The 26,196-nt window shown below is 72.9% G+C and carries 27 protein-coding genes and 1 tRNA gene; 16 read left to right on the top strand and 12 right to left on the bottom strand.

Annotation, left to right across the window (positions count from 1 at the left end):
- Window positions 1-61 precede the first annotated feature (61 nt).
- The 6 genes from MLV88_RS04010 to MLV88_RS03985 all read left to right on the top strand — a co-directional run bounded on the left by MLV88_RS04010 (window position 62) and on the right by MLV88_RS03985 (window position 5,254).
- Window positions 62-2,266: an ATP-dependent helicase gene (locus MLV88_RS04010; RefSeq protein ID WP_243336932.1), complete on the top strand. Its 2,205-nt coding sequence runs from the start codon at window positions 62-64 to the stop codon at window positions 2,264-2,266.
- Window positions 2,267-2,289: 23 nt separating this feature from the next.
- Window positions 2,290-3,909 (top strand): Hsp70 family protein, encoded by a 1,620-nt coding sequence (locus MLV88_RS04005; RefSeq protein WP_243336931.1) that lies wholly within the window; start codon window positions 2,290-2,292, stop codon window positions 3,907-3,909.
- A gap of 2 nt (window positions 3,910-3,911) precedes the next feature.
- Complete coding sequence (locus MLV88_RS04000) at window positions 3,912-4,322, top strand: SCP2 sterol-binding domain-containing protein (RefSeq protein WP_242339961.1); 411 nt, start codon at window positions 3,912-3,914, stop codon at window positions 4,320-4,322.
- Window positions 4,323-4,336: 14 nt separating this feature from the next.
- Complete coding sequence (locus MLV88_RS03995) at window positions 4,337-4,654, top strand: hypothetical protein (RefSeq protein ID WP_242339962.1); 318 nt, start codon at window positions 4,337-4,339, stop codon at window positions 4,652-4,654.
- Between the two features lie 53 nt (window positions 4,655-4,707).
- Window positions 4,708-4,779, top strand: a tRNA-Val gene (locus MLV88_RS03990).
- 274 nt (window positions 4,780-5,053) lie between these two features.
- Entirely contained in the window at window positions 5,054-5,254 is a 201-nt protein-coding gene (locus tag MLV88_RS03985) for a hypothetical protein (RefSeq protein WP_242339963.1), read from the top strand.
- A gap of 312 nt (window positions 5,255-5,566) precedes the next feature.
- Here MLV88_RS03985 and MLV88_RS03980 read toward each other — a convergent pair whose 3' ends face one another.
- The 5 genes from MLV88_RS03980 to MLV88_RS03960 all read right to left on the bottom strand — a co-directional run bounded on the left by MLV88_RS03980 (window position 5,567) and on the right by MLV88_RS03960 (window position 11,208).
- A complete protein-coding gene (locus MLV88_RS03980; RefSeq protein ID WP_242360118.1) occupies window positions 5,567-7,012 on the bottom strand; it encodes a DUF294 nucleotidyltransferase-like domain-containing protein in 1,446 nt (481 codons plus the stop codon).
- 28 nt (window positions 7,013-7,040) lie between these two features.
- The gene (locus MLV88_RS03975) at window positions 7,041-7,412 is read right to left on the bottom strand and encodes a response regulator transcription factor (protein ID WP_242339965.1); all 372 of its coding nucleotides are present in this window, start codon (window positions 7,410-7,412) and stop codon (window positions 7,041-7,043) included.
- A complete protein-coding gene (locus MLV88_RS03970) occupies window positions 7,409-10,192 on the bottom strand; it encodes a sensor histidine kinase (protein WP_242339966.1) in 2,784 nt (927 codons plus the stop codon). Before MLV88_RS03970 ends, MLV88_RS03975 begins: the two co-directional genes overlap by 4 nt.
- Window positions 10,193-10,203: 11 nt before the next feature.
- Window positions 10,204-10,404, bottom strand: coding sequence for a hypothetical protein (locus tag MLV88_RS03965; RefSeq protein ID WP_242339967.1), 201 nt, complete (start codon window positions 10,402-10,404; stop codon window positions 10,204-10,206).
- 156 nt (window positions 10,405-10,560) lie between these two features.
- Window positions 10,561-11,208 (bottom strand): hypothetical protein, encoded by a 648-nt coding sequence (locus MLV88_RS03960; RefSeq protein WP_242355518.1) that lies wholly within the window; start codon window positions 11,206-11,208, stop codon window positions 10,561-10,563.
- 394 nt (window positions 11,209-11,602) lie between these two features.
- Between MLV88_RS03960 and dmeF the strand changes: the two genes are divergently transcribed.
- Window positions 11,603-12,631 carry a CDF family Co(II)/Ni(II) efflux transporter DmeF gene (gene dmeF, locus MLV88_RS03955; protein ID WP_242339970.1) on the top strand — a complete coding sequence of 343 codons (1,029 nt, stop codon included), beginning with the start codon at window positions 11,603-11,605 and terminating at the stop codon, window positions 12,629-12,631.
- Between the two features lie 29 nt (window positions 12,632-12,660).
- On the opposite strand, the gene MLV88_RS03950 is transcribed toward dmeF, so the two are convergent.
- The 4 genes from MLV88_RS03950 to MLV88_RS03935 all read right to left on the bottom strand — a co-directional run bounded on the left by MLV88_RS03950 (window position 12,661) and on the right by MLV88_RS03935 (window position 15,000).
- On the bottom strand, window positions 12,661-13,431 hold the full coding sequence (locus MLV88_RS03950; protein ID WP_242355520.1) for an SDR family NAD(P)-dependent oxidoreductase: 771 nt from the start codon (window positions 13,429-13,431) through the stop codon (window positions 12,661-12,663).
- A 107-nt stretch (window positions 13,432-13,538) separates the two neighbouring features.
- Window positions 13,539-14,123, bottom strand: coding sequence for a GyrI-like domain-containing protein (locus MLV88_RS03945; RefSeq protein WP_242355523.1), 585 nt, complete (start codon window positions 14,121-14,123; stop codon window positions 13,539-13,541).
- Window positions 14,124-14,259: 136 nt separating this feature from the next.
- Window positions 14,260-14,436 carry a hypothetical protein gene (locus MLV88_RS03940; protein WP_242339973.1) on the bottom strand — a complete coding sequence of 59 codons (177 nt, stop codon included), beginning with the start codon at window positions 14,434-14,436 and terminating at the stop codon, window positions 14,260-14,262.
- Between the two features lie 201 nt (window positions 14,437-14,637).
- The gene (locus MLV88_RS03935; protein ID WP_242339974.1) at window positions 14,638-15,000 is read right to left on the bottom strand and encodes a hypothetical protein; all 363 of its coding nucleotides are present in this window, start codon (window positions 14,998-15,000) and stop codon (window positions 14,638-14,640) included.
- A gap of 66 nt (window positions 15,001-15,066) precedes the next feature.
- Here MLV88_RS03935 and MLV88_RS03930 point away from each other — a divergent pair, with 66 nt between their 5' ends.
- The 3 genes from MLV88_RS03930 to pheA all read left to right on the top strand — a co-directional run bounded on the left by MLV88_RS03930 (window position 15,067) and on the right by pheA (window position 17,181).
- Window positions 15,067-15,726: an HAD family hydrolase gene (locus MLV88_RS03930; protein WP_242360117.1), complete on the top strand. Its 660-nt coding sequence runs from the start codon at window positions 15,067-15,069 to the stop codon at window positions 15,724-15,726.
- 139 nt (window positions 15,727-15,865) lie between these two features.
- Complete coding sequence (mscL, locus tag MLV88_RS03925) at window positions 15,866-16,288, top strand: large conductance mechanosensitive channel protein MscL (RefSeq protein WP_242339976.1); 423 nt, start codon at window positions 15,866-15,868, stop codon at window positions 16,286-16,288.
- A gap of 56 nt (window positions 16,289-16,344) precedes the next feature.
- Window positions 16,345-17,181, top strand: coding sequence for a prephenate dehydratase (gene pheA, locus MLV88_RS03920; protein WP_242355530.1), 837 nt, complete (start codon window positions 16,345-16,347; stop codon window positions 17,179-17,181).
- A 9-nt stretch (window positions 17,182-17,190) separates the two neighbouring features.
- On the opposite strand, the gene MLV88_RS03915 is transcribed toward pheA, so the two are convergent.
- Window positions 17,191-18,018, bottom strand: coding sequence for a homocysteine S-methyltransferase family protein (locus tag MLV88_RS03915; RefSeq protein ID WP_242371582.1), 828 nt, complete (start codon window positions 18,016-18,018; stop codon window positions 17,191-17,193).
- Between the two features lie 28 nt (window positions 18,019-18,046).
- Window positions 18,047-19,432, bottom strand: coding sequence for an MBL fold metallo-hydrolase RNA specificity domain-containing protein (locus tag MLV88_RS03910; protein WP_242356797.1), 1,386 nt, complete (start codon window positions 19,430-19,432; stop codon window positions 18,047-18,049).
- Between the two features lie 137 nt (window positions 19,433-19,569).
- Here MLV88_RS03910 and MLV88_RS03905 point away from each other — a divergent pair, with 137 nt between their 5' ends.
- From MLV88_RS03905 to MLV88_RS03885, 5 genes are all read left to right on the top strand, one after another.
- Window positions 19,570-19,959 (top strand): (deoxy)nucleoside triphosphate pyrophosphohydrolase, encoded by a 390-nt coding sequence (locus MLV88_RS03905; protein ID WP_242339980.1) that lies wholly within the window; start codon window positions 19,570-19,572, stop codon window positions 19,957-19,959.
- A gap of 204 nt (window positions 19,960-20,163) precedes the next feature.
- A complete protein-coding gene (gene ftsH, locus MLV88_RS03900; protein ID WP_242356795.1) occupies window positions 20,164-22,218 on the top strand; it encodes an ATP-dependent zinc metalloprotease FtsH in 2,055 nt (684 codons plus the stop codon).
- On the top strand, window positions 22,215-22,442 hold the full coding sequence (locus MLV88_RS03895) for a hypothetical protein (protein WP_242339982.1): 228 nt from the start codon (window positions 22,215-22,217) through the stop codon (window positions 22,440-22,442). The genes ftsH and MLV88_RS03895 overlap by 4 nt, the downstream gene beginning before the upstream one ends.
- A 127-nt stretch (window positions 22,443-22,569) precedes the next feature.
- The gene (locus MLV88_RS03890; RefSeq protein ID WP_242339984.1) at window positions 22,570-23,217 is read left to right on the top strand and encodes a nucleotide exchange factor GrpE; all 648 of its coding nucleotides are present in this window, start codon (window positions 22,570-22,572) and stop codon (window positions 23,215-23,217) included.
- Between the two features lie 94 nt (window positions 23,218-23,311).
- Window positions 23,312-24,940 (top strand): Do family serine endopeptidase, encoded by a 1,629-nt coding sequence (locus MLV88_RS03885; RefSeq protein WP_242356793.1) that lies wholly within the window; start codon window positions 23,312-23,314, stop codon window positions 24,938-24,940.
- Between the two features lie 74 nt (window positions 24,941-25,014).
- Here the strand turns inward: MLV88_RS03885 and MLV88_RS03880 are convergent, their stop codons facing one another.
- On the bottom strand, window positions 25,015-25,617 hold the full coding sequence (locus MLV88_RS03880; protein WP_242339987.1) for a DUF6066 family protein: 603 nt from the start codon (window positions 25,615-25,617) through the stop codon (window positions 25,015-25,017).
- A gap of 188 nt (window positions 25,618-25,805) precedes the next feature.
- On the opposite strand from MLV88_RS03880, the gene MLV88_RS03875 reads away from it, so the two are divergent.
- A complete protein-coding gene (locus MLV88_RS03875; RefSeq protein WP_242339988.1) occupies window positions 25,806-26,168 on the top strand; it encodes a PilZ domain-containing protein in 363 nt (120 codons plus the stop codon).
- Window positions 26,169-26,196 lie beyond the last annotated feature (28 nt).

The raw sequence follows: 26,196 nt of genomic DNA, 5'->3' as shown, positions 1-26,196 counted from the left end.
GGGGCCGGGGCCGGCTGGCCCCGTGTCGGACCCGCCTGCTACGTTGCACGTCCCTGAACGTATGTCCCGGCGTTACCAGCTCAAGTCCCAGGCCGCCCCGGCCCGCGCGCTCAACTACCAGGGCCTGCTCAACGACCAGCAGATCGCGGTCGTCGAGGCGGGCGAGGGGCCGATCCTCGTCGTGGCGGGAGCCGGCTCCGGCAAGACGCGCACGCTCACCTGGCGCGTGGCGCGGCTCCTCGCGGACGGCGTCTCGCCCGAGTCGATCCTCCTCCTCACCTTCACCAACAAGGCGGCGCAGGAGATGCTCCGGCGGGTCGGCGAGGTCTGCCGGCTCGACACGCGCCAGATCACCGGCGGCACGTTCCACCACGTCGCGCACCAGATCCTGCGCGAGCACGGCGGCGAGCTCGGCTACCAGAAGGGCTACTCGATCCTCGACCGCGAGGACTCGCGCGACGTCATGACCGCGGCGATCGCCGACTGCGGGCTCGCGGTGGGGGCCCGCCGCTTCCCCAAGGCGGACGTCCTCATCGACCTCGTCTCGATGGCGGTGAACACCCAGACGCCGCTCGCCGACGTCCTCGCCGACCGACGCCCGCAGTTCGTCCCGCTGACCGACGACGTCCTCCGCGTCGCGCGCCGCTACGCAGAGCGGAAGCACGAGCTCAACGCGATGGACTTCGACGATCTGCTCCTCAACTGGAAGATCCTGCTCGCCGAGCGCGAGACCGTCCGGCGCGCCGTCGCAGGCCGCTACGCCCACGTGCTCGTGGACGAGTACCAGGACACGAACCGGCTCCAGGGCGACGTCGTCGACCTCATCGCCGCCGGGCACCGGAACCTCTGCGTCGTCGGCGACGACGCGCAGAGCATCTACGCGTTCCGCGGCGCCCACTTCGCGAACATCCTCGAGTTCGAGAAGCGCTACCCCGACGCGCGCCGCTACGACCTCACCGTCAACTACCGCTCCACCCCGCAGATCCTGGGCCTCGCGAACGCCTCCATCGCCGCGAACGTGCGGCAGTTCGAGAAGGAGCTCACGAGCGTCCGCGCCGACGGCACGCTCCCGGCGGTCGTGCCCTGCCGCGAGGTCCAGCAGCAGGCCGCGTTCGTCGCGCAGCGGGTGCTCGAGCTCCGCGACGAGGGCATCCCGCTGCCGGAGATCGCGGTCCTCTACCGCGCGCACCACCACGCGATGGAGATCCAGTTCGAGCTCGCGCGGCGCGGCATCCCCTTCGTCGTGCGGAGCGGGGTGCGGTTCTTCGAGGCCGCGCACGTGAAGGACGTGCTCGCCCACCTGCGCTTCGTCCGCAACCCCGGCGACGAGCTCGCCCTCAAGCGCTGCCTCAAGATCACCCCCGGCGTCGGGACCGCCACCGCGGAGGCCGTCTGGAACGCGTTCCTCGGGCGGCGGCGGCGCGGGGCGGGCACGGTGGACGAGCTCCTCGCGCCGGACGTCGCCTCCCACGTGCCGCCCAAGGGGCGCACGGGGTACCGCAAGCTCGCGGAGCTCCTGCGGGCGCTCTCGCGCAAGCCCACCGCCGACCTGCCGGGCGAGGCGATCGAGAAGGTCATCGAGGGCGGCTACGAGGAGTACCTCCGCGCCGAGTTCCTGAACGCCGACTCGCGCGTGGAGGACCTCCGCCAGCTCGCCGAGTACGCGCGCGGCTACGAGGACACCGAGACCTTCCTCGCCGAGATCTCGCTCCTCACCGAGCTCACCGCCGAGACGGTCTCGGAGGGCGGCGAGCCGGACGAGAAGATGATCCTCTCGTCGGTGCACCAGGCGAAGGGGCTCGAGTGGCGGGCGGTGTTCGTGGTGTGGCTCTCCGACGGGAGGTTCCCGTCGGCGCAGGCGCTCAAGGATCGCGACGGGGAGGAGGAGGAGCGGCGCCTGTTCTACGTCGCGTGCACCCGCGCCAAGGACGAGCTGTACCTCACGTACCCCATCCTCGCCGCGCCGCGCGACCGCGAGCGCGTCGTCATGAAGGCCTCGCGCTTCGTCGAGGAGCTCCCCGGCGAGCCGGAGCTGTTCGAGCGCTGGCAGCTCGACGAGCCGGGGGGCGGCGCGCCCGCGCTCGGCGCCGCGCCGCCGCCGCCCGGGCAGCTCCCGCCGCGCGACCCGCGCGTCGTGCCGGCGCTCTTCGGCGCGCCGGATCCCGGCGACGCGCCGCGCCTCGGCGCGCGCGGGAGCGCCGCGCGCGAGCTGCCGGCCGCGAACGACGGCGTCGAGGACGGGGACGGGGACGACGTGCCGTTCTAGATTCGTGCTAAGGATCCGGGCACATGGCCGCCCGCGAGAAGCCCGTCCTCGGCATCGATCTCGGCACGACCAACGCCTGCGTCGCGCACGTCCGCAGCCGGCTCCCCAAGGTGGTCCCGACCGACCGCGGCAACCTCATCCTGCCCACGGTCGTGGCGCTCTCGGACAATGCCGACTTCCTCGTCGGCGCCGTGGCGAAGGACCAGCTCGTCACGAACCCGAAGAACACCATCTACGGCGCGAAGCGGCTCATCGGGCGCAAGTGGAGCTCCAAGGTCGTCCAGGAGCTGCGCAACTACTATTCGTACGACATCGTCGAGGGGCCGAACGGCGACGCGGCGGTGACGCTGGGGGGCAAGATCCTCACGCTCCCCGAGATCTCCGCGATGGTGCTCGCGCACATCAAGAAGATCGCCGGCCAGTTCCTGCAGAAGGACATCGACGAGGCGGTCATCTCGGTGCCGGCCTATTACTCCGACGCCCAGCGCCAGGCGGTGCGCGAGGCCGGACGGCTGGCCGGGTTCGAGGTGAGACGGATCGTGAACGAGCCGACCGCGGCCGCGCTCGCGTACGGGTTCGGGCGCGCGCTCGACCAGAAGATCCTGGTCTACGACCTCGGCGGCGGGACGTTCGACGTCTCGGTGCTCCAGCTCCAGGGCAACGTCTTCGAGGTGCTGGCGACCGGCGGCGACACGTTCCTCGGCGGCGTGGACTTCGACAACCGCATCATCGACTACGTCCTCGAGGACTTCTGGCGGCAGCACAAGATCGACCTCGCCGGCTCGCCCATCGCGATGCAGCGGGTCAAGAAGGGCGCCGAGGCGGCGAAGATCGACCTGTCGCTCATCCCGAACGTCACGATCGACCTGCCCTACATCGAGGAGAAGAAGGGGCGCCCGCTCGACGTCCGCGTGCCGCTCTCCCGCCAGCAGCTCGACGACCTCACGATGGACCTCGTCGACCGCACCTTCGAGCTGTGCGACCAGGTGCTCGCCGACAAGCGGCTCCGCCCGCAGGACATCGACGAGATCATCCTCGTCGGCGGGCAGAGCCGGATGCCGCTCGTCCAGCAGAAGATCCAGCAGCACTTCGGCAAGCCGGCGCGCAAGGGCGTCCACCCCGACGAGTGCGTCGCGCTCGGCGCGGCGATCCTGGGCGACTCCCTCGGCCAGATCGACTCGGTGACGCTCGTGGACGTGCTGTCGATGCCCATCGGCATCGCCACGCCGCAGAACCTGTTCCGCCGGGTGCTCGAGAAGAACACCACCATCCCCGCCTCGAAGAGCTTCCGCCTCCCGCCGCCGCGCGAGCCGGGGAAGCCCATCGAGATCGACATCTACCAGGGCGACTCGGACCACGTGGTGGACGACGAGTTCCTCGGCTCGATCCGGCTGCCCGCGGCGGCGACGGGCCGGCGCATCGACTTCAGGCTCGACGAGGAGTGCCTGCTCAAGGTGAGCTTCGACGATCCGGTGAAGGGCATGACCGAGCTCGAGCTCGCGACGCGCGACACGCCCGAGGCGATCCGGCGCGCGCTCGCCGAGGACGCGCGCGGGCGGGCGGCGGGGGAGGGCGGTCGCGCCGCCGAGGGCGACGCGGGCGAGCGCCGCGGCGGCATCTTCGGGTGGCTGAAGCGGGGCTAGCGATGCGCTTCGGATCTCGCGAGTGGATCGACGCGGTCGCCGCCGCGCTCAACCGGCAGCCGGACCTCGCGAGGGCGCTCGCCGGGCTCGGCGCCGACGCCGCCTTCGTGGTCGAGGCGGAGAGGCCCGCCTGGAAGGCGGACGTGGCGGCCTACGCGCGCCACGCGCGCGGGCAGATCGTGGAGTGGCGTCTGCTCGAGGATCCCGACGATCTCCTCGAGCTCGAGCCCGCCTACGTCGTGCGCGCGCCCTACGGCACATGGAAGGGGCTCTTCAACGGGGGCGACCCCGTGAAGGCCGCGATCTCCGGCCGCGTCCGGGTCGAAGGTGACCTCGAGGCGCTGGTGCGGCGGAGCGGATTCCGTTACGTGGTCGATGCGGCGCTCTGCGCCGTCGTGACCGAGTTCCCCTGAGGAGGCGGAGACGGATGGCGCGCAAGGGCTTCGCAGAGCGGCTCCTCGAGACGGGGACCCGGCTCGTCACCCAGGCGACGGAGGCGGTCCTCAAGGACCCGCGCGGCCAGGAGGCCGTGGCGCGCGCCGTGGGCGCCGCGCAGCGCGGTCGCAAGCGGCTCGAGGAGGCGCAGACCCGCTTCATGAAGGCCGCGGGCGTGCCCGGCCGGCAGGATTACCAGGAGCTCGCGAAGCAGCTCGCCCGCATCAAGCGCAAGGCGCGGGAGCTCTCGCACCGGCTCGACGAGCCGGGTCGGCCGGGCGACGGACCGGACGGTCCCACGACGCATTGAGCTCGTTGACACGACCCGGGACCGACGGCATACTCCGCCGCCTCGTTGCACCGGGGCGCTTAGCTCAGCGGTAGAGCACAGCCTTCACACGGCTGGGGTCGCAGGTTCGAAACCTGCAGCGCCCACAAGAAGATCGAGGGGTTGGCGGAGACGCCAGCCCCTTTCCCTTTTCTGGAGGGTCGCCTCGGGCGCCTACCCGCCGGGAAACCCCGCGTCCTCTCGGCAGCGACGATCCGCGGCTGCCGAGCGTGGCCGTGCGTCACCCAGGGTGACCTCCGGGGGCCGGACGGGCCATCGCCGGCAGGACGCTCGCGGGGCTGCGCGCACCGAGGCGCCCTGCTACAGGGTGAGTTGCGGCGCGCGGCGCACGACGCGTCCGCCCCGCGCCAGGAGGCCGCCATGGCGGACGTCGCGTATCGCCCGGAGATCGTCATCGAGCGGCTCGCGGGCTCGATCCGGAGAGCCCACCTCCCTGCCGAGCCCGAGCCCGTGCTCTTCGGGACCCACGGCGCGGTCGCGGAGCACTACGGTAGGGCGCCCGGCACGTTCGAGCCCCATGCGACGACGCTCGACTACGTCATCGGCGCCACCGGCGGCTGACTGCTCGGCACCTTCGGAGGCGCGCTGGAGGCGCGCCAGATCCCGGCCACCGGCGACAGGCTCCGTGCGCGGGTCACGGGCGAGGTCGAGCTCGAGGAGCGCGTGCTCGTCATCCGGCGCATCCACGTGGTCCTGGAGCTGAAAGGGAGCGCCGAGCAGCGGGAGACCGCCGAGCGCGTGCACGGCTTCTTCGCGGACGCGTGCCCCCTGTACCGCACGCTCCGGAGCGCCATCGCCATCACGACCGAGCTCGCCCTTCTCGGTCGGCTAGAGCGCCTGCCCGTCGCCCCCCGGGTCGCGCCCCGCGCACGATCACAGCTCGTACTCGCGGGCGACGAGGCCTTGCAGCCTGCGCGCCTGCCGGAACGCCTCCTTGAGGACGTGGCGGTCGAGGTCGTTGAGCTCCCTCGGGTCCACCCGGTTCGCGCCCTCGCCCGGCGCGTGCGTCGCCTGGTTTCGCAGGCGGAGCAGGTGGATGAAGTAGAAGGCGTCGACGAGGGCGGCGACGCTGCCGGAGCCGAGGTGCCCGGCGTCCGCGACCGCACGGAGGCGCTCGGCGCTGCTCGTGTGCGGGATGCGGTGGGCGAGCGCGAGGATGCGCGCGGCGTCCACGAACGGTCGCGAGCCGTAGGTCTTGAGCTCGAGCGTGTGGGGGAAGTCCTTCGCCCGGTTGTCGAAGACGAAGTCGCGGAGCGTGCCGAGCGGCGGCTGGCACGTGAGCGCGTTCTCGGCCAGGACGCGCAGGAAGAGCGGCCGCTCCGCAGTCTCGGCGAGGAGCCACTCCCGGAGCTGCTCCGCGAGGCGGTCGGCCCCGTGGATCGGCCTGAGGTCGAAGAAGACGGAGGCGTGGAGGAGCGCCTGCGCCTGCGGCTCGTGGATCCAGCGCCCGAAGGCGCGCCGCCACTCGTCGAGGGTGAGGCACCACTGCGGGTTGCCCGCCATGATGCCCCCCTTGCAGAGGGGGAAGCCGCAGGCGTCGAGCTTCTCGTTCACCGCCCGCGCGAACGGGACGAGCGCCGCGCGGACCTCCGCGGCGTCCGCCTCCTCGGCCTCGAAGACGAGGCCGTTGTCCTGGTCGGTGCTGAACGTCTGCTCGAGGCGGCCCTCCGACCCGAGGGCGATCCAGCAGAACGGCACCGGCGGCAGGTCGTGCTCGTCGATCGTCAGGTCGATGATCCGGATGGTGAGCAGATCGGTGAGCGTCGAGGTGAAGTGGGTGAGCAGCTCCGCGCCGACGCCCTGGGCCACGAGGCCGATCGCCAGGTGCCGGATCTCCGCCGCCGCGCCGCGGAGCGCGGCGAGGTCCTTCGCCGCGGCGATCTCGCCGCTCACCTCGCCGAGGCCGACCCGCTGGAGCCCGAAGAGATCGTCCCGCGACACGACGCCGGCGAGCCGCCCCTCGCCGTCCACCACCACGACGTGTCCCATGGCGTTCCGGGCCATCAGCAGCGCGGCCTGGTGCGCGGTCGCCTGGGGCCGGAGCGTGACGAGGCCGCCCGTCATCGCCGCGGCGATCGGCTGCTGCAGGTCGCCGCCGGGCAGCGTGACGCGCCGGAGGAGGTCGCGCAGGGTGAAGATGCCGAGTGGGACGTCTCCCGTCCGGTCCGTCACCACGATGGAGTCGATGCGCGTCCGCTCCATGCGCTCGAGCGCCACCCGGAGGGTCGCGTCGAGCGGCACCGTCACCGCGGGGCGGCGGATGATCGCCGCCAGCGGGCTGAACATCGACAGCGTCGCGCGTCGCCCCTCGGTCCCCACGGTCGCTCCTCCGTCGCTCGCGCGAGGCTCAGCGCCGGACGCCGAGCAGGTCCTTCATCTGCGCCAGGAGCTCCTTCGTGGAGAACGGCTTCGTCACGTACGCGTCGGCGCCGGCCCGGAGCCCCCGGGCCACCTCGGTGTCGCGGCCCCTGGCGGTGAGCATGAGGATCTTCGTCCCCCGCCACCGCGGGTCGGCGCGGATGCGCTCGCACACCTCGAAGCCGTTCAGCTTGGGCAGCATCACGTCGAGCACCACCAGGTCGGGCGCCGCCGCCATCGCCTCGAGCGCCGCCTCGCCGTCCGGGGCGACCGCCGTCTCGTAGCCCTCGCGCTGCAGGAGGTACTCGAGCGAGATGACGATGCTCGGCTCGTCGTCCACGATCAGCACGCGCTTGCTCATCGCCCGACCTCCTTCCGCTCCGCCACGCGCGGAGCCTCGCCGGCGGCGCGGGCGCCCGCGTCGAGCGGCAGCACGAACGAGAACGTCGCGCCGTGGCCGGGCTCGCTCTCGACCCAGAGCCGTCCCCCGAAGTGCTCGACGATCCTGCGGCTGATGGGCAGGCCGAGGCCCGTCCCGCGGGGCTTGCCGGTCAGCGTGTCGCTCACCTGCCGGAACTTCTCGAAGATGAGCTCCTGGTCGGCCGCGCCGATCCCGGGGCCGCTGTCCTGCACGTCCACCCGCACGCCGTCCGGCGCCGGCGCGAGCCGGACCTCCACGCGGCCGCCGCGCGGGCAGAACTTCACCGCGTTCGACAGGAGGTTCATGAGCACCTGCACGAGGCGGTCGCGGTCGGCGCGGACGCGCGGCGCCGGCGCGAACGAAACCGTGAGCTCGACGCCGCTGTCGCGGAACAGCTGGCTCGTCGCGTCGACCGAGTCCTGGATGGCCTCCTGCACGTCGAGCTCGGAGGTGTGCCACTCCGCGCTGCCCGACTCGATCTTCGCCATGTCGAGGAGCTGGTTGATGAGGCGGGTGAGCCGCTCGGTCTCCTTGACGATGATGGCGAGGAAGCGCGAGCGGTCGGCGAGGTTCGTGCGGGGATCCTCCCTGAGGATCTCGGAGAAGGCGCGGATCGACGTGAGCGGCGTCCGGAGCTCGTGGGTGACGCTGGACATGAACTCGTCCTTCATCCGGTCGAGCTCCTGGAGCTGGGCGTTCGCCGCGCGCAGCTCGGCGGTCGCGGTCTCGAGCTCGCGCGACTTCTGCTCGAGCTCGCGGCTGTAGGCGCGCACCTGCGACGCCTCGTCGAGGATGTCCATCACCTCGTCGATCGAGACCGGCTCCTCCTGCACCACGGAGGCGACGAGGACGCGCGCCGAGGCGCCCCCGATCGCGCCGGCGAGCTGGGTCTCGGCGAAGTGGACGAGATCGGCGTCGGCGGGCAGGGCGTCGAGCGACGCGCACCCGCGTCGCCGCGCGTAGGCGAGGAAGGCCTCCCTCGCGCGGTCCGGTCCGAGGAACCGCCCGGTGAGGGGGAGCAGATCCTGCACCGAGGCGCTGCCGCGCCAGAAGCGGGACCGGTCGAAGGCGTGGGTGCGCTCGAAGACGTCGACGAACAGGGTCGCCTGGCTCGTCTCGGCGACGCCGGGCCGGCTCGCGACCGACACGCCCACGTAGAGGCCGATGTTCGCGAGCATGCTCCAGAACAGGGCGTGCGGGATCTCGTCCATGCCCACGAGCCCGAACAGCTCCTGGGGCCGGAGCAGGGCGAGGCCGAAGAGCCCGTCGGTGAGGAAGCGCGCGGGCAGCCACCCCGACTTGGCGAAGGACGGGAGGAGCAGGGTGTAGGCCCAGACGACGAACCCGCCGGAGAGCCCGGCGATCGCGCCGGAGCGGGTGCCGCCGCGCCAGTAGATGCCGCCGAGGATCGCCGGCGCGAACTGGGCGACCGCCGCGAAGGAGATGAGGCCGATCGCGACGAGGGCGTACGCGTCGCCCGCGACGCGGAAGTAGACGTAGCCGAGGAGGAGGATCGCCCCGATCGCCAGCCGGCGGATCGAGAGCAAGAGGCCCGAGACGTCGCGCCACGCGTTGAGGCGCAGGGACTTCAGCCGCAGCAGCACCGGCATGACGAGGTCGTTGCAGACCATGGTGGAGAGCGCGATCGTCTCCACGATCACCATCCCGGTGCCGGCGGAGAGACCGCCGATGAACACGAAGAGCGTCAGCGCCTCCTTCTGCTGGGAGATCGGCAGGGTGAGCACGAAGGTGTCCGCGTCCACGCCCGCCTCAGCGAGGAGGGAGAGCCCGCCGATGGCGACCGGCAGGACGAAGACGTTGATGAGCAGGAGGTACAGCGGGAAGAGCCAGATCGCCTTGCCGAGGTGGTCCTCGTCCACGTTCTCGACGACGGTGATCTGGAACTGCCGCGGCAGGAACATGATCGACAGCATCGACAGGAGCGTCAGGAACGCCCAGGTCACGTAGCTGCCGCTCGTGCTCGGCACGGTGAGGAGCCCGCGCAGCTCCGGCGTGCGCTCGGCGAGCCGGAAGACCTCGCCGAAGCCGCGGTACATGCCGAACGTCACGAACGCCCCGACGACCAGGAACGCGAGCAGCTTCACGACCGACTCGAAGGCGATGGCCGCCACGAGCCCCTCGTGGCGCTCGGTGGCGTCGAGGTGGCGGGTGCCGAACAGGATCGTGAAGGCGGCCAGCATGAGCGCGATGTAGAGGGCGCTGTCCTGCAGGAACGGCTGCGCCTGCGCCTTGCCCGGCATGACGATGCCCGGATAGTGCAGGAGGATCGTGAAGCTGCCGGAGATCGCCTTGAGCTGGAGCGAGATGTAGGGGATGACGCCGAGCACGGCGATGATCGTCACGAGCCCGCCGAGCAGCTGGCTCTTGCCGTAGCGCGAGGCGACGAAGTCGGCGATCGAGGTGATGCGGTAGGCCTTGCTGATGCGGAGGATCTTCCGCATCACGTACCACCACAGCGGCACCATGAGCGTCGGCCCGAGGTAGACGGGGAGGAAGCCGACGCCGCTCGACGCCGCGCGGCCCACGCTGCCGTAGAACGTCCAGGTGGTGCAGTACACCGCGAGCGACAGGGCGTAGATGTACGGGTTCGCGATGAGCGACCGGCCGGCGGCGGCGCGCCGGTCGCCGTAGTACGCGATCGCGAACAGCACGCCGAGGTAGGCGAACGAGGCGACGCCGATCACCCAGCGCTGGAGCATGGGCCCCGCTCCTAGACCCGCGCCCGCTCGATGACGAGCGCCATGAGGAGGATGATCAGGATCCACACCGCGAACACGTAGGCGTAGAGCAGGGGGATCCCGGCGAGCTCGCCGGGACGCGCGAAGAGGAAGAGGATCGGGTAGTTCAGCAGCGCGCCGCCCATCAGGAAGATGGCGACCAGGCGCGGCCCCGTCGTGCCCGAGCGGCTCATCGCGCCTCCGACCGCAGGTCGAGGTGCACTATAGCGCGCTCCTCGCGGCCCATGCGGGACGGCCCGGATCGCTCGGACGGCATTCGAATGCGACGGACGAGCAAAGGGCGCCCCCGTTCGTGCGAGGCGCCCTCACCGCGGGGCTTTTCGAGCAGGCTACTTGAGCTCGATGGTGGCGCCGTTCACGAGCCGCACTTCCTCGACCGTGAACGCGGCCTTCCCGATGAGCGCCTGGGCGTTCGCGAGGCCGGTCGTGGAGGTCGTCGTGCGGGCCTGGACCGTGATGGTGTGGTAGCCGACGTCCACGTTCGCGGCGCCGAAGAAGAACGCGTGGGCCGCCTCGGTGTCGAGCACGAGCTGGAGGATCTCGTCCTGATACGCGCAGCCGTCGAGCGCGACGGTGCCGTCGGCGAGGATCTGGCAGCTGAAGCCGTCGAACTGCGCCATCAGGTACTGGCGCCGGCGATCGAACGTCACCTCGTTGGGCGCCGCCTCGTTGCCGTCGACCAGCACGCGGACCTCGATCTTCGCCTCGGCCTCGGCCTCGCTCTTGCGGTACTGGCTGCTCGCCACCGTGGTGTCGGTGAACAGCGAGGTGACGAGCGACACGCCGAACATGAGGTCCTTCTGGGACGACGTGTGGATGCTGCCCGTCATGAGGGTCTGCCACTCACCGGCGCCGGCGGCCGCCGCCTTCGGCAGCGCCTTCAGCACTCCCATCCCCATGTCGACCTTGGCGGACTGCGCATACGCAGTTCCGGAGAGCACGACGAACGCCACGAGCAGCTTGCTGAGGAGCTTCATCTGATTCCCCTGTCCTGGAAGAGGCGGCCTTGATGGCGCGCAGGGGGGGAGTTAGGCAGGCGAGCCATCGCCCGGTATCCCGCCGTCCATGGACCAGGCGACGGGTTCCACCGTAGGTGACGACCCCTACGGCGCGTGCAACGTGTCGAATGCAGCGGAGATTCCGGGATGGTCCGCACAACCCGTGATAACGACTGTGCGTGAAACCCGGTCGCACCCGCTGTGACGACCCCCTGCACGGCCACGGCGGGGAGGTGACCGCAAGCCTGCTTTCTTGAGGCCGCCACGCCGGGCTGACACCAGGGGAGCAGCCGCTCGCACGCGGAGCGCGCGCGCGGGTCACGGCTGCGTTATGGTGCGCCCGCTCGGGGCTCAGGCCCGGGCGGAGGGCGACATGCACGCGGAGAGCGTCGAGAGCTGGCGGCACGAGCACGCCTTCGTCGGGCAGGAGCCGGCGCGCGCCGAGCGGCGCACCCGCTGGGTGGTCGGGCTCACGCTCGCGATGATGGTCGCGGAGATCGCCGCCGGGATGCTGTTCCGGTCGATGGCGCTCCTCGCGGACGGCTGGCACATGGGAACGCACGCGGCGGCCCTCTCGGTCGCCGCGTTCGCCTACGCCTACGCACGAAGGCACGCCGCCGACCCGCGTTACACCTTCGGCACCGGCAAGGTCGGCGCCCTGGGCGGGTTCGCGAGCGCGGTGGGGCTCGCGGTCATCGCGTTCCTCGTGCTCGCCGAGAGCTCCGTCCGGCTCGCCTCGCCGGTCTCGATCCGCTTCGATCAGGCGATCCTGGTCGCCTGCATCGGCCTCGCCGTGAACCTCTTCTGTGCGTTCCTCCTGCGCGAGGACCACGGGCACGACCACGGCCATGCCCACGATCACGACCACGATCAGGATCACGAGGAGGACCCCGCGCACGACCACCCCGGCCCCGGGGATCCCGGCGCGGGGCACGCCCACGCGTCCCGCCACGGCCACCGAGACCACAACCTCCGCGCTGCCTACCTCCACGTGCTCGCCGACGCGCTCACCTCCGTGTTCGCGATCGTGGCGCTCCTCGCGGGCAAGACGCTCGGCTGGACCTGGATGGATCCGGTGATGGGCATCGTCGGTGCGCTGGTCATCGCCCGCTGGTCCGTGGGGCTCCTGCGGGACACCTCCGCCGTGCTGCTCGACGCGGAGGTGGCGCCCGGACGTCGCGAGGAGATCCGTTCGGCGCTCGAGGAGGGCGGCGATCGGCTCGCGGATCTGCATGTCTGGCGCGTCGGCCCGCGCCACCTCGGGGCGATCGTCTCGGTCGTGACCGAGGACCCGCGCCCCCCGGCCGCCTACAAGCAGCGGCTCGCGCGCTTCCCGGATCTCGCGCACGTCACCGTCGAGGTGCACCGCTGCGAGGCGGGCGGCTCGCGCGGCGCGGCCTGACCGCCGTCCTCGATCGCGGCCGCCTCGGCTCAGAACGTCCGGCTCTGACCGCCGTCCACCACCCAGCACGCACCGTTCACCCAGCTCGCGCGCTGCGACAAGAGGAAGGCCACGACCGCGGCGACCTCCTCGGGACGCCCGAAGCGCCCGCCCGGGATCTCGCGGCGCACGAACTCGGCGATGCCCTCCGGGTCGGCCAGCCGGCGGCGCTCCCAGCCGCCGCCGGGGAACTCGATCGAGCCGGGCGCGACCGCGTTCACGCGGATCCCGTCCGCGGCGACCTCTCCGGCGAGGGCCTTCGCGAGGCTCAGCTCCGCGGCCTTCGCGATGTTGTAGGAAGGCCCGCCCCCGGCCTCGCGTCCCCAGATCGACGCGATCATCACGATCGCGCCGCCGCCGCGGCGCCGCAGCTCGGGGATGACCCGCAGGCTCGCGCGCAGCGCGGGGAAGAGGTTCCGGTCGAGCACCGCGCGGAAGTCCGCCTCGTCCGCCTCGGCCAGGCGGCGCGCGCCCGAGCCGCCCACGTTGTTCACGAGCAGATCCACGCCCCCCAGGCGCTCCGCCGCCGCCCGGACGAGGGCGTCGACCCCCTCCGCCGTGGTCAGATCGCAGGGGAGGGCGAGGTGCGGCCCGGGTCCCTCGGCCTCGAGCGCGCGCAGCGTCTCGCCGAGCGCGGCCTCCCCCCGCGCGCCGATCGCGACGCGCGCTCCCTCGCGTGCGAGCTCGACGGCGATGGCGCGCCCGATCCCGCGGCTACCGCCGGTCACGATCGCGATCTTCCCGCTGAGGCCGAGGTCCATGGCGCGAGTGTAGCGCGGCTCGAGTCCCGCTCGCCTCGCGCGCGGCCGGGCGCGTCGGCGCGCCACCGCGATCGCGCACGGCGTGCCGAGCAGCGCGCCCTCGGTCCTCAGTGCTCGAACGGCGCGAGCGGGTGGCGCACGATGGTGAGCAGCGCGTCCGGCGGCGTGGGCGGACCGTTCAGGTAGATCTCGTGGATCGGAGGGGCGAGGCGGCGCCCCTCCTCCTGCGCCGCGGCCTCGAGGCGCGCGACGGCCGGGCCCACGGCGTCGTAGCGCCCGCGGTGGAGCGTCTGCAGGCACTCACCCTCGGAGAGCTCCTGGATGCGGACGTCGCGCGCGAGCGGCGACGCCTCGGCGACGGCGGCAGCGGCCTCGGCCAGCGCGACGCGTCCGGGCGCGGCGTCGGCGAGGCGCAGGAGCAGCTCCCACGTGAACGTCCCCCGCGTGACGTCGGGGGTCCACCAGAGCGCCTCGAGGAACCCGGGCTCGGTCGGGACACCGCGGCGCGCCAGCTCGCCGGCCACCGCGAACAACGCGGCCACGTCCGCCTGGAAGGCGCCGCCTCCGGGCTCGCCCCGCCCGACCTTGGCGAGGTACCGCGCCGGCTCGACGGTCACGAGGCGCGGCGCCTCCGCTGCGGCGTATTCGCCGCGACCGGTCAGCGGCGGCTCGGCCGCGTGCGCTCCCTCCATGACCACCTCCCAGGCTCTGGGGGAAACAACGCGCACGCTCGGGCGAGGACGCAAGCCCGCGCCGCACGAGCTCGCGGAGGGAGCAGCTGCGTCAGGGCCCGCGCACCGGCCCCGCCGCCTGGCGCTCCCCGCCCGCTCAGGTGTTCGGCGTGAGCGCCGGGAGCTCGCAGCGCGAGTCCTGGGACCTTTCTCGCTCGCGCAGCCGGCGCCGGCACTCGGCGCAGGTGACCGTCTCCTGGAGGATCGTGCACCAGCGTGCCTCGACTGCTCCGCACAGCGCCGCGTTCTTCGCAACGAAGTGGATGCGGTCCATGGTTCCTCCGGAATCGGGTTACGGCGGACCGGGTCGCGGAACCAACGCTTGCGAGTATTCGCGCAGAACCTCCGACCCGGGAGTCCCACGATCCCGGTCGTAGGCCGCTGTGTGGGGCGGTGTTCTTCTCGTGATCTCGCGCCCCTGGCCCTGCGACGGCCCGTCCGCGGCGCGAGGCCGCGTTGGACTGAGGGTGAATCGTCAGGCGGTCGCGCCCGGCTCAAGGTCCTCGGCCGACCACGCCAGCGCGAGGGGGAGCCCGGCGGCGACCTCGTCCTCGAGCACCTCGAGCCCGAAGCCGGAGAGCAGGCGGGCGTGATCTGAGCTGCCCGGCAGGAAGGCGATCTGCTTCGTTCGCCAGCACTGCCGGCTGAACGTCGCGAGGATGCTCGCGGCGAACTCGAACGCCTCCTCGGCGTGCGTGAGGTCGACCACGAAGCGCGTGGCCTCCGACTCCTCCATGGCGAGGCGCAGCGCCCAGGCCGACGCGCCGTCGAACGCGCCGTGGACCGCCAGCACGACCGCGTCCCCCGCCTGCCATCGAACGATCGCTGCGCCCGTCATCTCGAAGGAACGTTAGGCACTCGCTGCGCGGCGCAAGGGGAGAATTTGCACTATGCTCCGCGTCCCTTGTCGGCACGCGACCCCATCGCCATCCTCTTCGACCTCGACGGCACGCTCGTCGACACCGTCCCCTTCATCCTCGCCTCGGTCCGGCATGCGTTCGAGGGCTACGGCCTCTGCCCGACCGACGCCCAGTGGATCGCAGGAATCGGCACCCCGCTCAGGGCGCAGGTCGCCTCGTTCGTGCGCCGCCCGGAGGACGTGGACCCCCTGGTGGCGCGCTACCGCGAGTTCTGGGTCGAGAATCACGACCGGATGACGCGTGCCTTCCCCGGGGCGCTCCAGGTGGTCGAGTCGCTCGCGGCGAGCGGGCACCCGATCGGCGTGGTGACGGCCAAGACCGAGGAGGGTGCGCTGAGGACCCTCCGCCACACCGGCCTCCTGCGGTACATGCAGGCGATCGTGGGCGCCGACACCTGCGCGCGGTGCAAGCCGGATCCCGAGCCGGTGCACGTCGCGCTCGCGCGGCTCGAGCGGTCCCCGACGCAGGCGATCCTCGTCGGGGACTCGCCACATGACATCGTCGCGGCGCGCGCCGCGGGGGTGAGGGCTTACGGGGTCCTCCACGGTGCGTGCGATGGCCCGCGGCTCCTCGCCGCGGGTGCCCTGGCGCTGCTCGAGGATCTCGCCCCGCTGCCGGCCCTCGCCGCGGCGGCCGGCCATTAGCCGTCGCCGGGAGCGACGGCTCGCACCCCACCGGGCGCAGCAGCTCCTCACCCACCCGCGCGCACGCCGGGCTACGCTCCCGCGGGGCGGCCGTCCCGCGGCACGAACGCGCGCGCGGCTCCGCTGGACGGAGGACACGATGGTGGACGCTACCGAGGCGACGCGCCGGACCGGCTTCGCGAAGGAGTTCCGGGAGTTCCTGCTCAAGCAGAACGTGGTCGCCCTGGCCGCGGGCGTGGTGATCGGCGCGGCGATCGGGAAGGTCGTCTCCGGGATCGTCGAGCTCGTGGTGATGCCGATCGTCGGGCTCCTGCTGCCGGGGCAGAACGAGTGGCGGCAGATGAAGCTCGAGCTCGGTCGCGGGAACGCGATCGGCTACGGCGAGGTGCTCGGCAGGCTGCTCGAGTTCGGCGTCATCGCGCTCGTCGTGTTCCTCGTCCTGAAGGCGTTCGTCCGCGCGCCACCGCCCGCCGCGCCGTCGCCGACGAAGGCCTGCCCGCAGTGCCTCGAGACGATCCCCGCCGCCGCGCGCCGGTGCCGCGCCTGCACCTCCGAGGTCTGAACGAAGCCGGCGCGCGAGAGCGCGGCGAGGCCTCTGCGCCGTGGTAAGAGTCGAGGATGCGCATCGCCTACCTCGGCCCTCCCGGCACGTTCAGCGAGGAGGCCGTCTCGCGCTGCGACCTCGTCCGCGGCGGCGAGGCGATCCCTCGGCCCACCTTCGCCGACGCCTACCACGCGCTCCGCCGGGGCGAGGTCGACGGCGCGCTCCTCCCCATCGAGAACTCGATCGAGGGGAGCGTCGGCGCGACGCTGGATCTCCTCGTGCACGAGCCCGGGCCGCTCATCCGCCGCGAGCTGCTCCTGCCCGTCCGCCAGCACCTCCTCGCGCGCCCCGGCACGCGGCTCGAGGAGGTCCGCCGCGTGCTCTCGCACCCCCAGCCGTTCGGGCAGTGCAGCCGCTTCCTCGGCGAGCGGCTCCCGGGCGTGACGCTCGAGCCGACCCACTCCACCGCGGAGGCGGCGCGAAAGGTCGGGGCGGGAGAGGCGGGCGCGGGCGCGGCCGCCATCGGCTCGCGCGCGGCCGCCGCTCGCTACGGGCTCGAGCTGCTCGCCGAGTCGATCCAGGACGTGGACGAGAACTTCACCCGGTTCGTCCTGCTCGCGCAGGCCGACGAGGCGCCGACCGGCGCCGACCGCACCAGCATCGCCTTCACGCTCGACCGGGATCGGCCGGGCGGGCTGTACGAGGTCCTCGGCGAGCTCGCGAGCCGCGGGATCAACCTCTCCAAGGTCGAGAGCCGCCCGATGAAGCAGGCCCTCGGGCACTACGTCTTCTTCCTGGACTTCGAGGCGCACCGGCTCGACGCCGCGGGCGCGGAGGCGCTCGCCGGGGTCCGCGCGCGCGTGCACCGGCTCTGGCTCCTCGGGTCGTACCCGCGCGGCGGGACCCCGTAGCCCGTTCGCCTACGCGATCGCGCGCCAGCTCGCCGCGACCGCGCGGAGGTGATCGCCCGTCGCGCCGCAGCAGCCGCCCGCGAGCGCCGCCCCAGCGCGGAGCGCGGGCGAGAGGTCCGCCGCGAAGGCTTCCGGCGCTCGCACCGCGCCCGGCAGCCCCGCGCTCGGCTTCGCCACGAAGGGGACGGGGAGGGCACCCCGCGCCCACGCCGCGAGCTCCGCGAGCGCCGCCCCGGGGGCGACGCAGTTCACGCCCGCGGCGCTCGCGCCGAGCGACGCCATCGCGAGGAGCGCCTCCTCGACGGGCGTGCCGTCCGTGAGCGTCCACGGCGGCCCGCCGGAGGGGGTGAAGGTGACCACCGCCTCGAGGCCGGTGGCTCGCGCCGCGACCAGGGCGAGGCGCGCCTCGGCCCGATCGTGCTGCGTCTCGAGCCAGAGGAGGTCCGCGCCCGCGGCGCAGAGCGCCCGGGCTGCGCGCCCGTAGCCCGCGGCGAGGGCGCGGACCGGCGCGGATCGTCCCGGGCCGGCGAGGCCCGTCGGGCCGAGCGCGCCGGCGACCCGCGCGTGCGGAGCCGCCTCGCGCGCGACCCGCACCGCCGCCGCGGCGAGCGCCTCGACGCGGACGGGATCGAGGCGCGCGGCGAGCCTCGGCGCCGCCAGGTTGAAGGTGCAGGTGAGGAGGAGACCGGCCCCGGCCGCGGCGTGCTCCGCGTGGACGTCGCGGACGACCCCGGGACGCGCGAGGAGCCACTCCTCCGGGAGCGCCTCCGGAGGGAGCCCGCGCGCGATGAGCGCCGTCCCCAGGGCACCGTCGAGGAGCAGCCGCGGGCCGAGCATCAGCGCGTCCCCCGGGGTGGGACGGGGATCACAGCGCGACCTCCTCGAGGTGGCGCGGCACGTGCGCCGGCCAGCCGAGCGCGTCCATCCGCGCCTTCGAGGCGGCGAGCGCGGCGGCCTCCCCGTGCACGAGGAAGGTCCGCCGCGGCTTCGAGGGGAACGTCGCGAGCCAGCGCGAGAGCTCCGCCTCGTCGGCGTGCGCCGAGAAGCCGCTGATCGTGGCCACCCGCGCCCTCACCGGCACGTCCTCGCCGTGGATCCGGACGGTCTGCGCGCCGCTCTGGAGCGTGGCGCCGCGCGTCCCGGCCGCCTGGAAGCCGACGAGCAGGACGGTGGTCCGCGGATCGGGCAGCCGGTGCGCGAGGTGGTGGAGCACGCGCCCGCCGGTCGCCATGCCCGAGGCGGACAGGATGATGCACGGGCCCTGCACGTCGTTCAGCGCCTTCGACTGATCGGGGCTCCGGCAGAAGGTGAGCTTCGCCGGCCGGAGCGGCTCCTCGCCGGCCGCCATGAGCCTCGTCATCTCGTCGTCGTGCTCGTCGCGGTGCGCGAGGAAGAACGGCGTCGCGTCGAGCGCCATCGGCGAGTCCACGAAGACGGGGAGGGCCGGGATCTCGCCGCGCTTCTCGAGCGCGCGGAGCGTGAACAGCACCTCCTGGGTGCGGCCGATCGCGAAGGCCGGAATCACGATGGCCCCGCCCGCGTGCACGGAGCGCCGGATCTCCTCCGCCAGGGCCGCCGCGGCGGGGACCTCCGGGTGGCGCTTGCCGCCGTAGGTGCTCTCGAGGACGAGCGCGGCGGCGGCGGCGCCCGGCTCCGGGTCGGGCAGGATCGGCGCGCCGTAGCGGCCGAGATCGCCGCTGAAGAGGAGCCTCAGGGGCCGGGGGCCATCCAGGACGAGCTCCGCGAGGGCGCTGCCGAGGATGTGGCCCGCGCGGCGGAAGCGGAGGCGAACGCCCGGGACGACCTCGCGCAGCTCTCCGTAGCGGAGGGGCGAGAGGACGGGGAGCGCGGCCAGCGCGTCGGCCTCCGAGTAGAGCGGCGCCGCATTCGGGGCGTGCTTCGAGTAACCCTTTCGGTTCGCGTAGCGCGCCTCCTCCTCCTGCAGCCGGCCCGAGTCGGGCAGCAGGAGGCCTGCGAGGTCGCGCGTCGCGGGCGTGCAATGCGCGAGGCCGCGGAAGCCGTCGCGGACGAGCTGCGGCAAGGCCCCGGTGTGGTCGAGGTGCGCGTGGGTGAGGACCACCGCGTCGATCGAGCCCGGCGGCACCGGCCAGGGCGCGCGGTTCCTGAGCCGCAGCTCCTTCTGCCCCTGGAACAGGCCCGCGTCGACGAGGACCCGCGCCGAGCCGGACTCGACGAGGAAGCGCGAGCCGGTCACCGTACCCGCCGCGCCGAGGAACCGGATGGACGCCATGGTGTGCCGATTCTACAATTCATGAGGGTCGGCGAGGTGCGCCGCCTGCCGGAGCGGGCGGTCGCGCCCGCCGCGTCGTTCCGACGAGTTCAGGCGAGCGCCGTCCGACGGCCTCGAGGCGAACGGGGACACAAGCGATGCGCCGGAAGATCCGGGTCGTCGGGGCGATGATCGAGCAGGACGGGAAGTACCTCATCACCCAGCGCCCGCCCCGCGCGTCGTTGCCGCTCCTGTGGGAGTTTCCCGGCGGACGCGTCGAGGCGGGGGAGACGGACCCCGCGGCGCTCGCGCGCGAGCTGCGCGAGGAGATGGCGATCGGCGTCGAGGTCGGCGATCGCGTGATCCACGTCGAGCACGCGTACGAGAGCTACGACATCGACTTCTGCGTCTACCGCTGCCGGCTCGTGAGCGGGCCCATCCAGAACCTGCGCGTCCACGCCCACCGGTGGGTGCGCCCCGACGAGCTCGATCAGTACGAGTTCCCCGCGGCGGACGAGAAGACCATCGCGAAGCTGCTCGGGCTGTGACGCCAGGGGCGTCCACCGGATCGTAGCGCGGCGCGCCAGCCCGCGCCGCGGAAGCGCCCGTCTTTCGGCCACGCGCCCGCCTGGCAAGACCCTGCCGGTCTGCTGCCCTCGCCCGACCTCGGTTCGGTGCGCTCCATCGTGAGGCGGCGGATTGCCCGCTCCCCCGACATGCACAGATTCCCTGCGAAGGGGGCGGGAGGCCCAGTGCCAGCGGACGACAAGAAGCCACACGGACAGCGGGGCGAGCGAGGCTCGCGCCAGGGACCGCAGACACGCGTGCCGCTCGCCTCGCCGGCGGCGTGGCTCGTGCTCATCGCGCTGGCGGTGTTCCTCTTCCGCGCGTTCCAGGACGTCGGCGTGCGGCGCATCCCGTACTCGCAGTTCAAGGACATGGTGCGCCAGAGCAGCTTCGAGCGCGTCGTGATCGGGCCGGACTGGGTGCGCGGCATCCCGAAGCCGGTGGAGGGCGGCGCCGCCGACGGCGACAAGAGCGACAAGGGTGGTCAGGCGCTCCCGTACGTCGCGACGCGCATCCCCGGCGGCGACGACGAGCTCGTCCCGGCCATCGAGAAGGCCGGCGTGCCGTACGACGCGGTCGCCGGCGGCGGCATGGGCGACCTGTTCTGGGTCTGGGTCGCGCCCATCGCGCTCGGGCTCCTGTTCTGGGCGTGGATCATGCGGCGCATGTCCGGACAGATGGGCCAGGGGCCGCCGGGCGTCATGGCGTTCGGCAAGACGCGCGCGCGCGTCCACATGGAGCCGGACACCGGCATCACCTTCCAGGACGTGGCCGGCATCGACGAGGCGGTCGAGGAGCTCCAGGAGATCGTCGAGTTCCTGAAGACGCCGGAGAAGTACCGGCGGCTCGGCGGCCGGATCCCGAAGGGCGTGCTGCTCGTCGGACCCCCGGGGACCGGCAAGACGCTCCTCGCGCGCGCCACCGCGGGCGAGGCGGGCGTGCCGTTCTTCTCGCTCTCGGGCTCCGAGTTCGTCGAGATGTTCGTGGGCGTCGGCGCCGCCCGCGTGCGCGACCTCTTCGCGCAGGCGACGCAGAAGGCGCCTTGCATCGTGTTCATCGACGAGCTCGACGCGCTCGGCAAGTCGCGCAACTCGGGCGTCGTCGGCGGCCACGACGAGCGCGAGCAGACGCTGAACCAGCTCCTCGCGGAGATGGACGGGTTCGACGCCCGCGCCGGGCTCATCATCATGGGCGCGACGAACCGGCCCGAGATCCTCGACCCGGCGCTGATGCGGCCGGGCCGCTTCGACCGGCAGGTCCTCGTGGACCGCCCGGACAAGCGCGGCCGCGAGAAGATCCTCCAGATCCACGCGAAGAACGTGAAGCTCGGCGCCGACGTGGACCTCCGCTCGGTCGCGGCGCGGACGCCGGGCTTCGCGGGCGCCGACCTCGCGAACGTCGTGAACGAGGCGGCGCTCCTCGCCGCGCGGCGCAACAAGAGCGCGGTCACGCGCTCGGAGTTCGAGGAGGCGATCGAGCGCGTCGTCGCCGGGCTCGAGAAGAAGAGCCGGCGCATCAACGAGCGCGAGAAGGAGATCGTCGCGTTCCACGAGGCCGGGCACGCGCTCGTCTCCTGGATGCTGCCCTACGCGGACCGGGTGACGAAGGTCTCCATCATCCCGCGCGGCCTCGGCGCGCTCGGGTACACGCTCCAGCTGCCCATCGAGGATCGCTACCTCCTCACGCTATCCGAGCTGCGAGACCGCATGGCGGGGCTCATGGGCGGCCGCGTCGCGGAGGAGGAGGTGTTCGGCGAGCCGTCCACCGGCGCCTCCAACGACCTCCAGCAGGCGACCGGGCTCGCCCGCATGATGGTCAAGGACTACGGCATGAGCCCAGCGCTCGGGCCGATCGCGCTCAACGAGGAGCGCGCGCCGTCCTTCCTCGGCAAGGGGTTCGAGCCGCGTACGTACTCGGAGCAGACGGCGCTCGAGGTGGACCGCGAGGTGCAGTCCCTCGTCGTGGAGGCGCACGGGCGCGCGCAGGAGGCGATCCGCCACCACCGCGAGAAGCTCGACGCCATGGCCGCGCGGCTCCTCACGGCGGAGGTGGTCGAGGAGGAGGAGATGACGCGGCTGTGGGGCCCGAAGGTCTCCCGGCCCGGCACCATCCACGGCCCCGGCCACGCGGAGGCGCCGCCCGAGAACCCCTCGCGGCCGGTGGCGATGGCGGAGGAGCACCGCGACTCCTGGCAGGGGCCGCAGGCGGTGGCTCGCACGGCACCCGGGGACGGAGAGTGAAGCACGCGTCCGAGAGCCACGAGGCGCGCAAGGTCCTCTTCCAGACCGGCATCCGGCGGGGACACCTGTCGCTCCAGGAGATCGATCGGGCGCTCCCCCACGGCAGCCTGTCCCCGGCGGAGCGCTGGTTGCTGTTCTACAGCCTGCGCGCCGCGGGCGTGGAGATCCGCGACGCGCGTGGCGAGGCCCTCGACGAGCTGCCCGGAGACCCGCCGCCGCCCTGAGCCCGCGCCGAACGGCGCGCCGTCCCGATCGAATGAGCCCCCGGCGCGTCCGCGCGCAGGCGGGGCTCTACGCGTTTGACAGCCCTGGACGTGTGGTTACGTTCGCGGCCGGAGGTAACGACAAGGCATGTCCGATGAACGTCGCGGTGCGCCCGGCGCGGAGGGTGGCGAGCCGCAGGTGAAGGTCGTCGACAGGCGGCGGTTCCGCAGCGACGGCGCGCCGGTGGAGGAGGGCGGGTCCGAGGGGACCGGGGGCGCGCAGGCGGCTCCGGAGGCGGAGGCCGGCGCGGACCCGCGCGACGCGCAGCTCGCCGCCCAGCAGACCCGGATCGACGAGCTGTCGCGCGCGTACGCGTCGCTCGTCGAGGACAACAAGGCCTTCCGGCAGCGCCTCGAGCGCGAGCGCACGCGCCTCCTGGAGGCCGAGCGCGCCAACGTGGTGCAGGCGCTCCTCGAGGCGGCCGACGATCTCGAGCGAGCGCTGGCGGCGGTGAGCGCCGGCGAGGTGCAGGGGGACGCCCTGCGGAACCTCGCGGAGGGCGTGCGCATCTCGCTGGTCTCGCTGCACAAGCGGATCGCCGAGCTCGGCGCGCAGAAGATCCCCGTGCAAGGCCAGCCCTTCGATCCCCACGTCGCCGAGGCCATCGACGTCATCCCCGTGGCGGACGCGGCGCAGGACGGCGTCGTGCTGCACGAGATCCGGCCGGGGTATCGCATCGGCGACCGCGTCCTTCGCCCCGCGCGGGTGCGGGTGGGGCGTCTCGCGCAGGCGTAGCATCTCGCGCGGTTCCGCTCCGGCCGCGGCGTGGCGGGAATAGATCTCCACGCCGGGCGTCTTTCGGCCGGATCAACTTTCCCAGGAGTGCAGCATGCGCCGCATCTTCCGTCGAAGCCTCAGCGTCACGTTCATCGCGGCCCTGCTCGCGTGCTCGCAGGATGGCCGCGCCGCGACCGAGCCCCAGCGTTCCGCAGCGGCACCGGCCGGTGGGGGGGCGCCGCTGTACGTCGACGCCGCGCAGCAGTCCCCACAGCAGTCCGCGCAGCAGCAGGCGCAGATCGCCGTTCCTTCTCAGGGCTCGGTGGCGCCGCTCATCGAGAAGGTGCAGGGCGCGGTCGTGAACATCTCGACCACCACCGTCATGAAGCACCCGCCCGTCCGCGGGATGCCTCAGTCGCCGCACGGCCGCGGGCAGGCCCCGGGCGGCCGCGGCGGCGCGCCCGGGCAGGGCGGCGGCGACGACCAGGAGTTCCAGGACTTCTTCGACCGGTTCTTCGGCGGCCGCCCCGCGCCGCAGATGCCCGAGGAGTTCCGCGGCTCGTCGCTCGGCTCGGGCTTCCTCATCAGCCCGGAGGGCTTCATCCTCACGAACAACCACGTCGTCCAGGACGCCACGGACATCCTCGTCCGGCTGACCGACGGCGGCGAGTTCAAGGCCGAGACGGTCGGGCGGGACCCGGCCACCGACGTGGCGCTCATCAAGCTCGTGAACCCGCCGAAGAACCTCCCCACGGTCGTGCTCGGCGACTCCGACGCGATCCGGCAGGGCGACTTCGTGCTCGCGCTCGGCAGCCCCTTCGGCCTGCGCAACACCGCCACGCTCGGCATCATCTCGGCGAAGCACCGCGGCCGCGAGGTGAACCCCACCGGCACGTACGACGACTTCCTCCAGACCGACGCCGCCATCAACTCCGGCAACTCGGGCGGCCCGCTCTTCAACCTCAAGGGCGAGGTGGTCGGCATCAACACGGCCATCGTGTCGCCGCAGCTCGGCTCGGGCGTCGGCTTCGCGGTCCCGATCAACCTCGCGAAGTCGATCCTCCCGCAGCTCCGCGAGAAGGGGAAGGTGACGCGCGGCTACGCGGGCGTGTCGATCACGGACCTGAGCCGCGACCTCGCGCAGGGCTTCGGGCTGCCGCCCGATCAGAAGGGCGCGCTCGTGCAGGCCGTCGTGCCGCGCGGCCCCGCCGCCAAGGCCGGCGTCCAGCCGGGCGACGTCATCGTCGCGGTGAACGGGAAGCCGGTGGCCTCGGGCAGCGATCTCACGCGCACCGTCGCCCTGGTCGCGCCGGGCAGCAAGGTGGACCTCACGGTGCTCCGCGGCGGGCAGAAGAAGCAGGTGAGCTTCGCCGTCGCGCAGCGTCCGGACGACGAGGAGGCGATCGCGCGCGGCGACACGGGCGAGGAGGAGCCGAAGGGCGACAAGAGCCCGAAGCTCGGCGTGACGCTCGGCGATCTGACGCCGCAGATCGCGCGCCAGGTCGGGGTCGAGCCGGGCGACGGCGTGCTGGTCCGCGACGTGGTGGCGAGCGGTCCGGCCGCGCGCGCCGGCATCGAACCCGGCATGATCATCGTCGAGCTGAACCGGAAGCCGGTGAAGACGGTCCAGGACGTCGCGCAGGCGATCGCCAGGATGAAGGACGGCGAGGTCGCGCTCCTGCGCGTGCGCCGCGGCCAGGACCTCGTCTACGTGGCCGTCCCGGTCGGCGGACGGCAGTAGCCTGGGCCTCGCAGAAGAGCAGAGGGCCGTCCCGGTCGGCGGGGCGGCCCTCTGCAGCAGCTTTCGCGCGGCGGCTACAGCACGCGCGAGGCGATCTCGTTGCCGGTGCGCGCGTCCATGACGCGGATGGCCACGAAGCGGGCGGCGACGCCCTCCATCTGCCCGCCCTCGCCGCGCCGCGGCAGCTTCCAGGTCCGCTCGGGCTTGAAGACGATCTCGAGCTCGATGGCGCCGGTGCGGAACGGCCCCTGGAACTCCATGTCCATCACGCCCGGCGGGAGCTTTCCGCGGATGGGGATGAGGTTCACGAGGGGGTGGCCGGAGGCGTCCTGCCGCGCCGGCGCGCCGTGGGTGAGGGCGAGCCCGCCGCCGTCCACGAAGGGCGTCACGAGCAGCACGAAGCCGTCGCCCTGCAGCTCGGCGCGGACCAGCGTCGCCGCGTCGGTGACACGAACGGTGAACGTCTTGCCGGCGACGGACCGGCGCGCCGCGAGCACATTCGCCTCGCAGGCCGCGCGCGTGTAGATGTCGGTGCAGTGGCCGACGTAGCGCGCGAGGAAGGGCTCGAGCGCGTCGAGGCGCTCCGCGCTCGTCGCGACGGCGTCGAAGCGCTCGCCCGCTCGGACGGCAGCAGGGGTGGAGGCGAGGAGCAGTACCGCGACCCAGAGAAGACGCATGTGATGGAGTCCGTTCGAATCGGGCAGGTCGCCCGGGCGGGTGCCTCGAGTCTAGCGTGGCGCCCTCCGGCCTGTAGGAAAGTTAATCCTTCGGCGTGCGGCAGGAGCGCCCATGAAGGCGCAGGTCGCTTTTTTGACCACATTCGCACACCGCCCTAGCCTGCGGTCTCAGGCAGGAGGCGGACGACATGCTGAACAGCCGCAAGGACGGGCGGACGACGGCGCCGGTGGAACGTCGCGCGACGCCGCGCCTCGACAAGGTCTTCCGCGTCTACCTCGAGGGCGAGCGCGGGATGGGGCTCGGGATCGCCCGGAACATCTCCGAGGGCGGCATGTTCGTCGAGACCCGCGTCCCGCACCCCATCGGCTCCCAGGTCCGCGTCACGTTCCCCGCCGAGTCGGGCGAGATGACCGCCGTGGCGGAGGTCCGCTACGTCTGCCACCTCATCGGCCGAACGCCCGCCGCCGACCGCGGCCCGCTCGCGCTTCGCGGCATGGGCGTGCGGTTCCTCTACTTCGAGGACGACGCGGTCTCCGCCGCGCTCCAGTGATCCCGCTTCACCCGCCGTGTCGCCTGCG

This window comes from Anaeromyxobacter soli, from assembly GCF_022808855.1.
Taxonomy (GTDB): Bacteria; Myxococcota; Myxococcia; order Myxococcales; family Anaeromyxobacteraceae; genus Anaeromyxobacter; species Anaeromyxobacter soli.
This window is presented reverse-complemented; position numbering and strand designations above follow the sequence as displayed.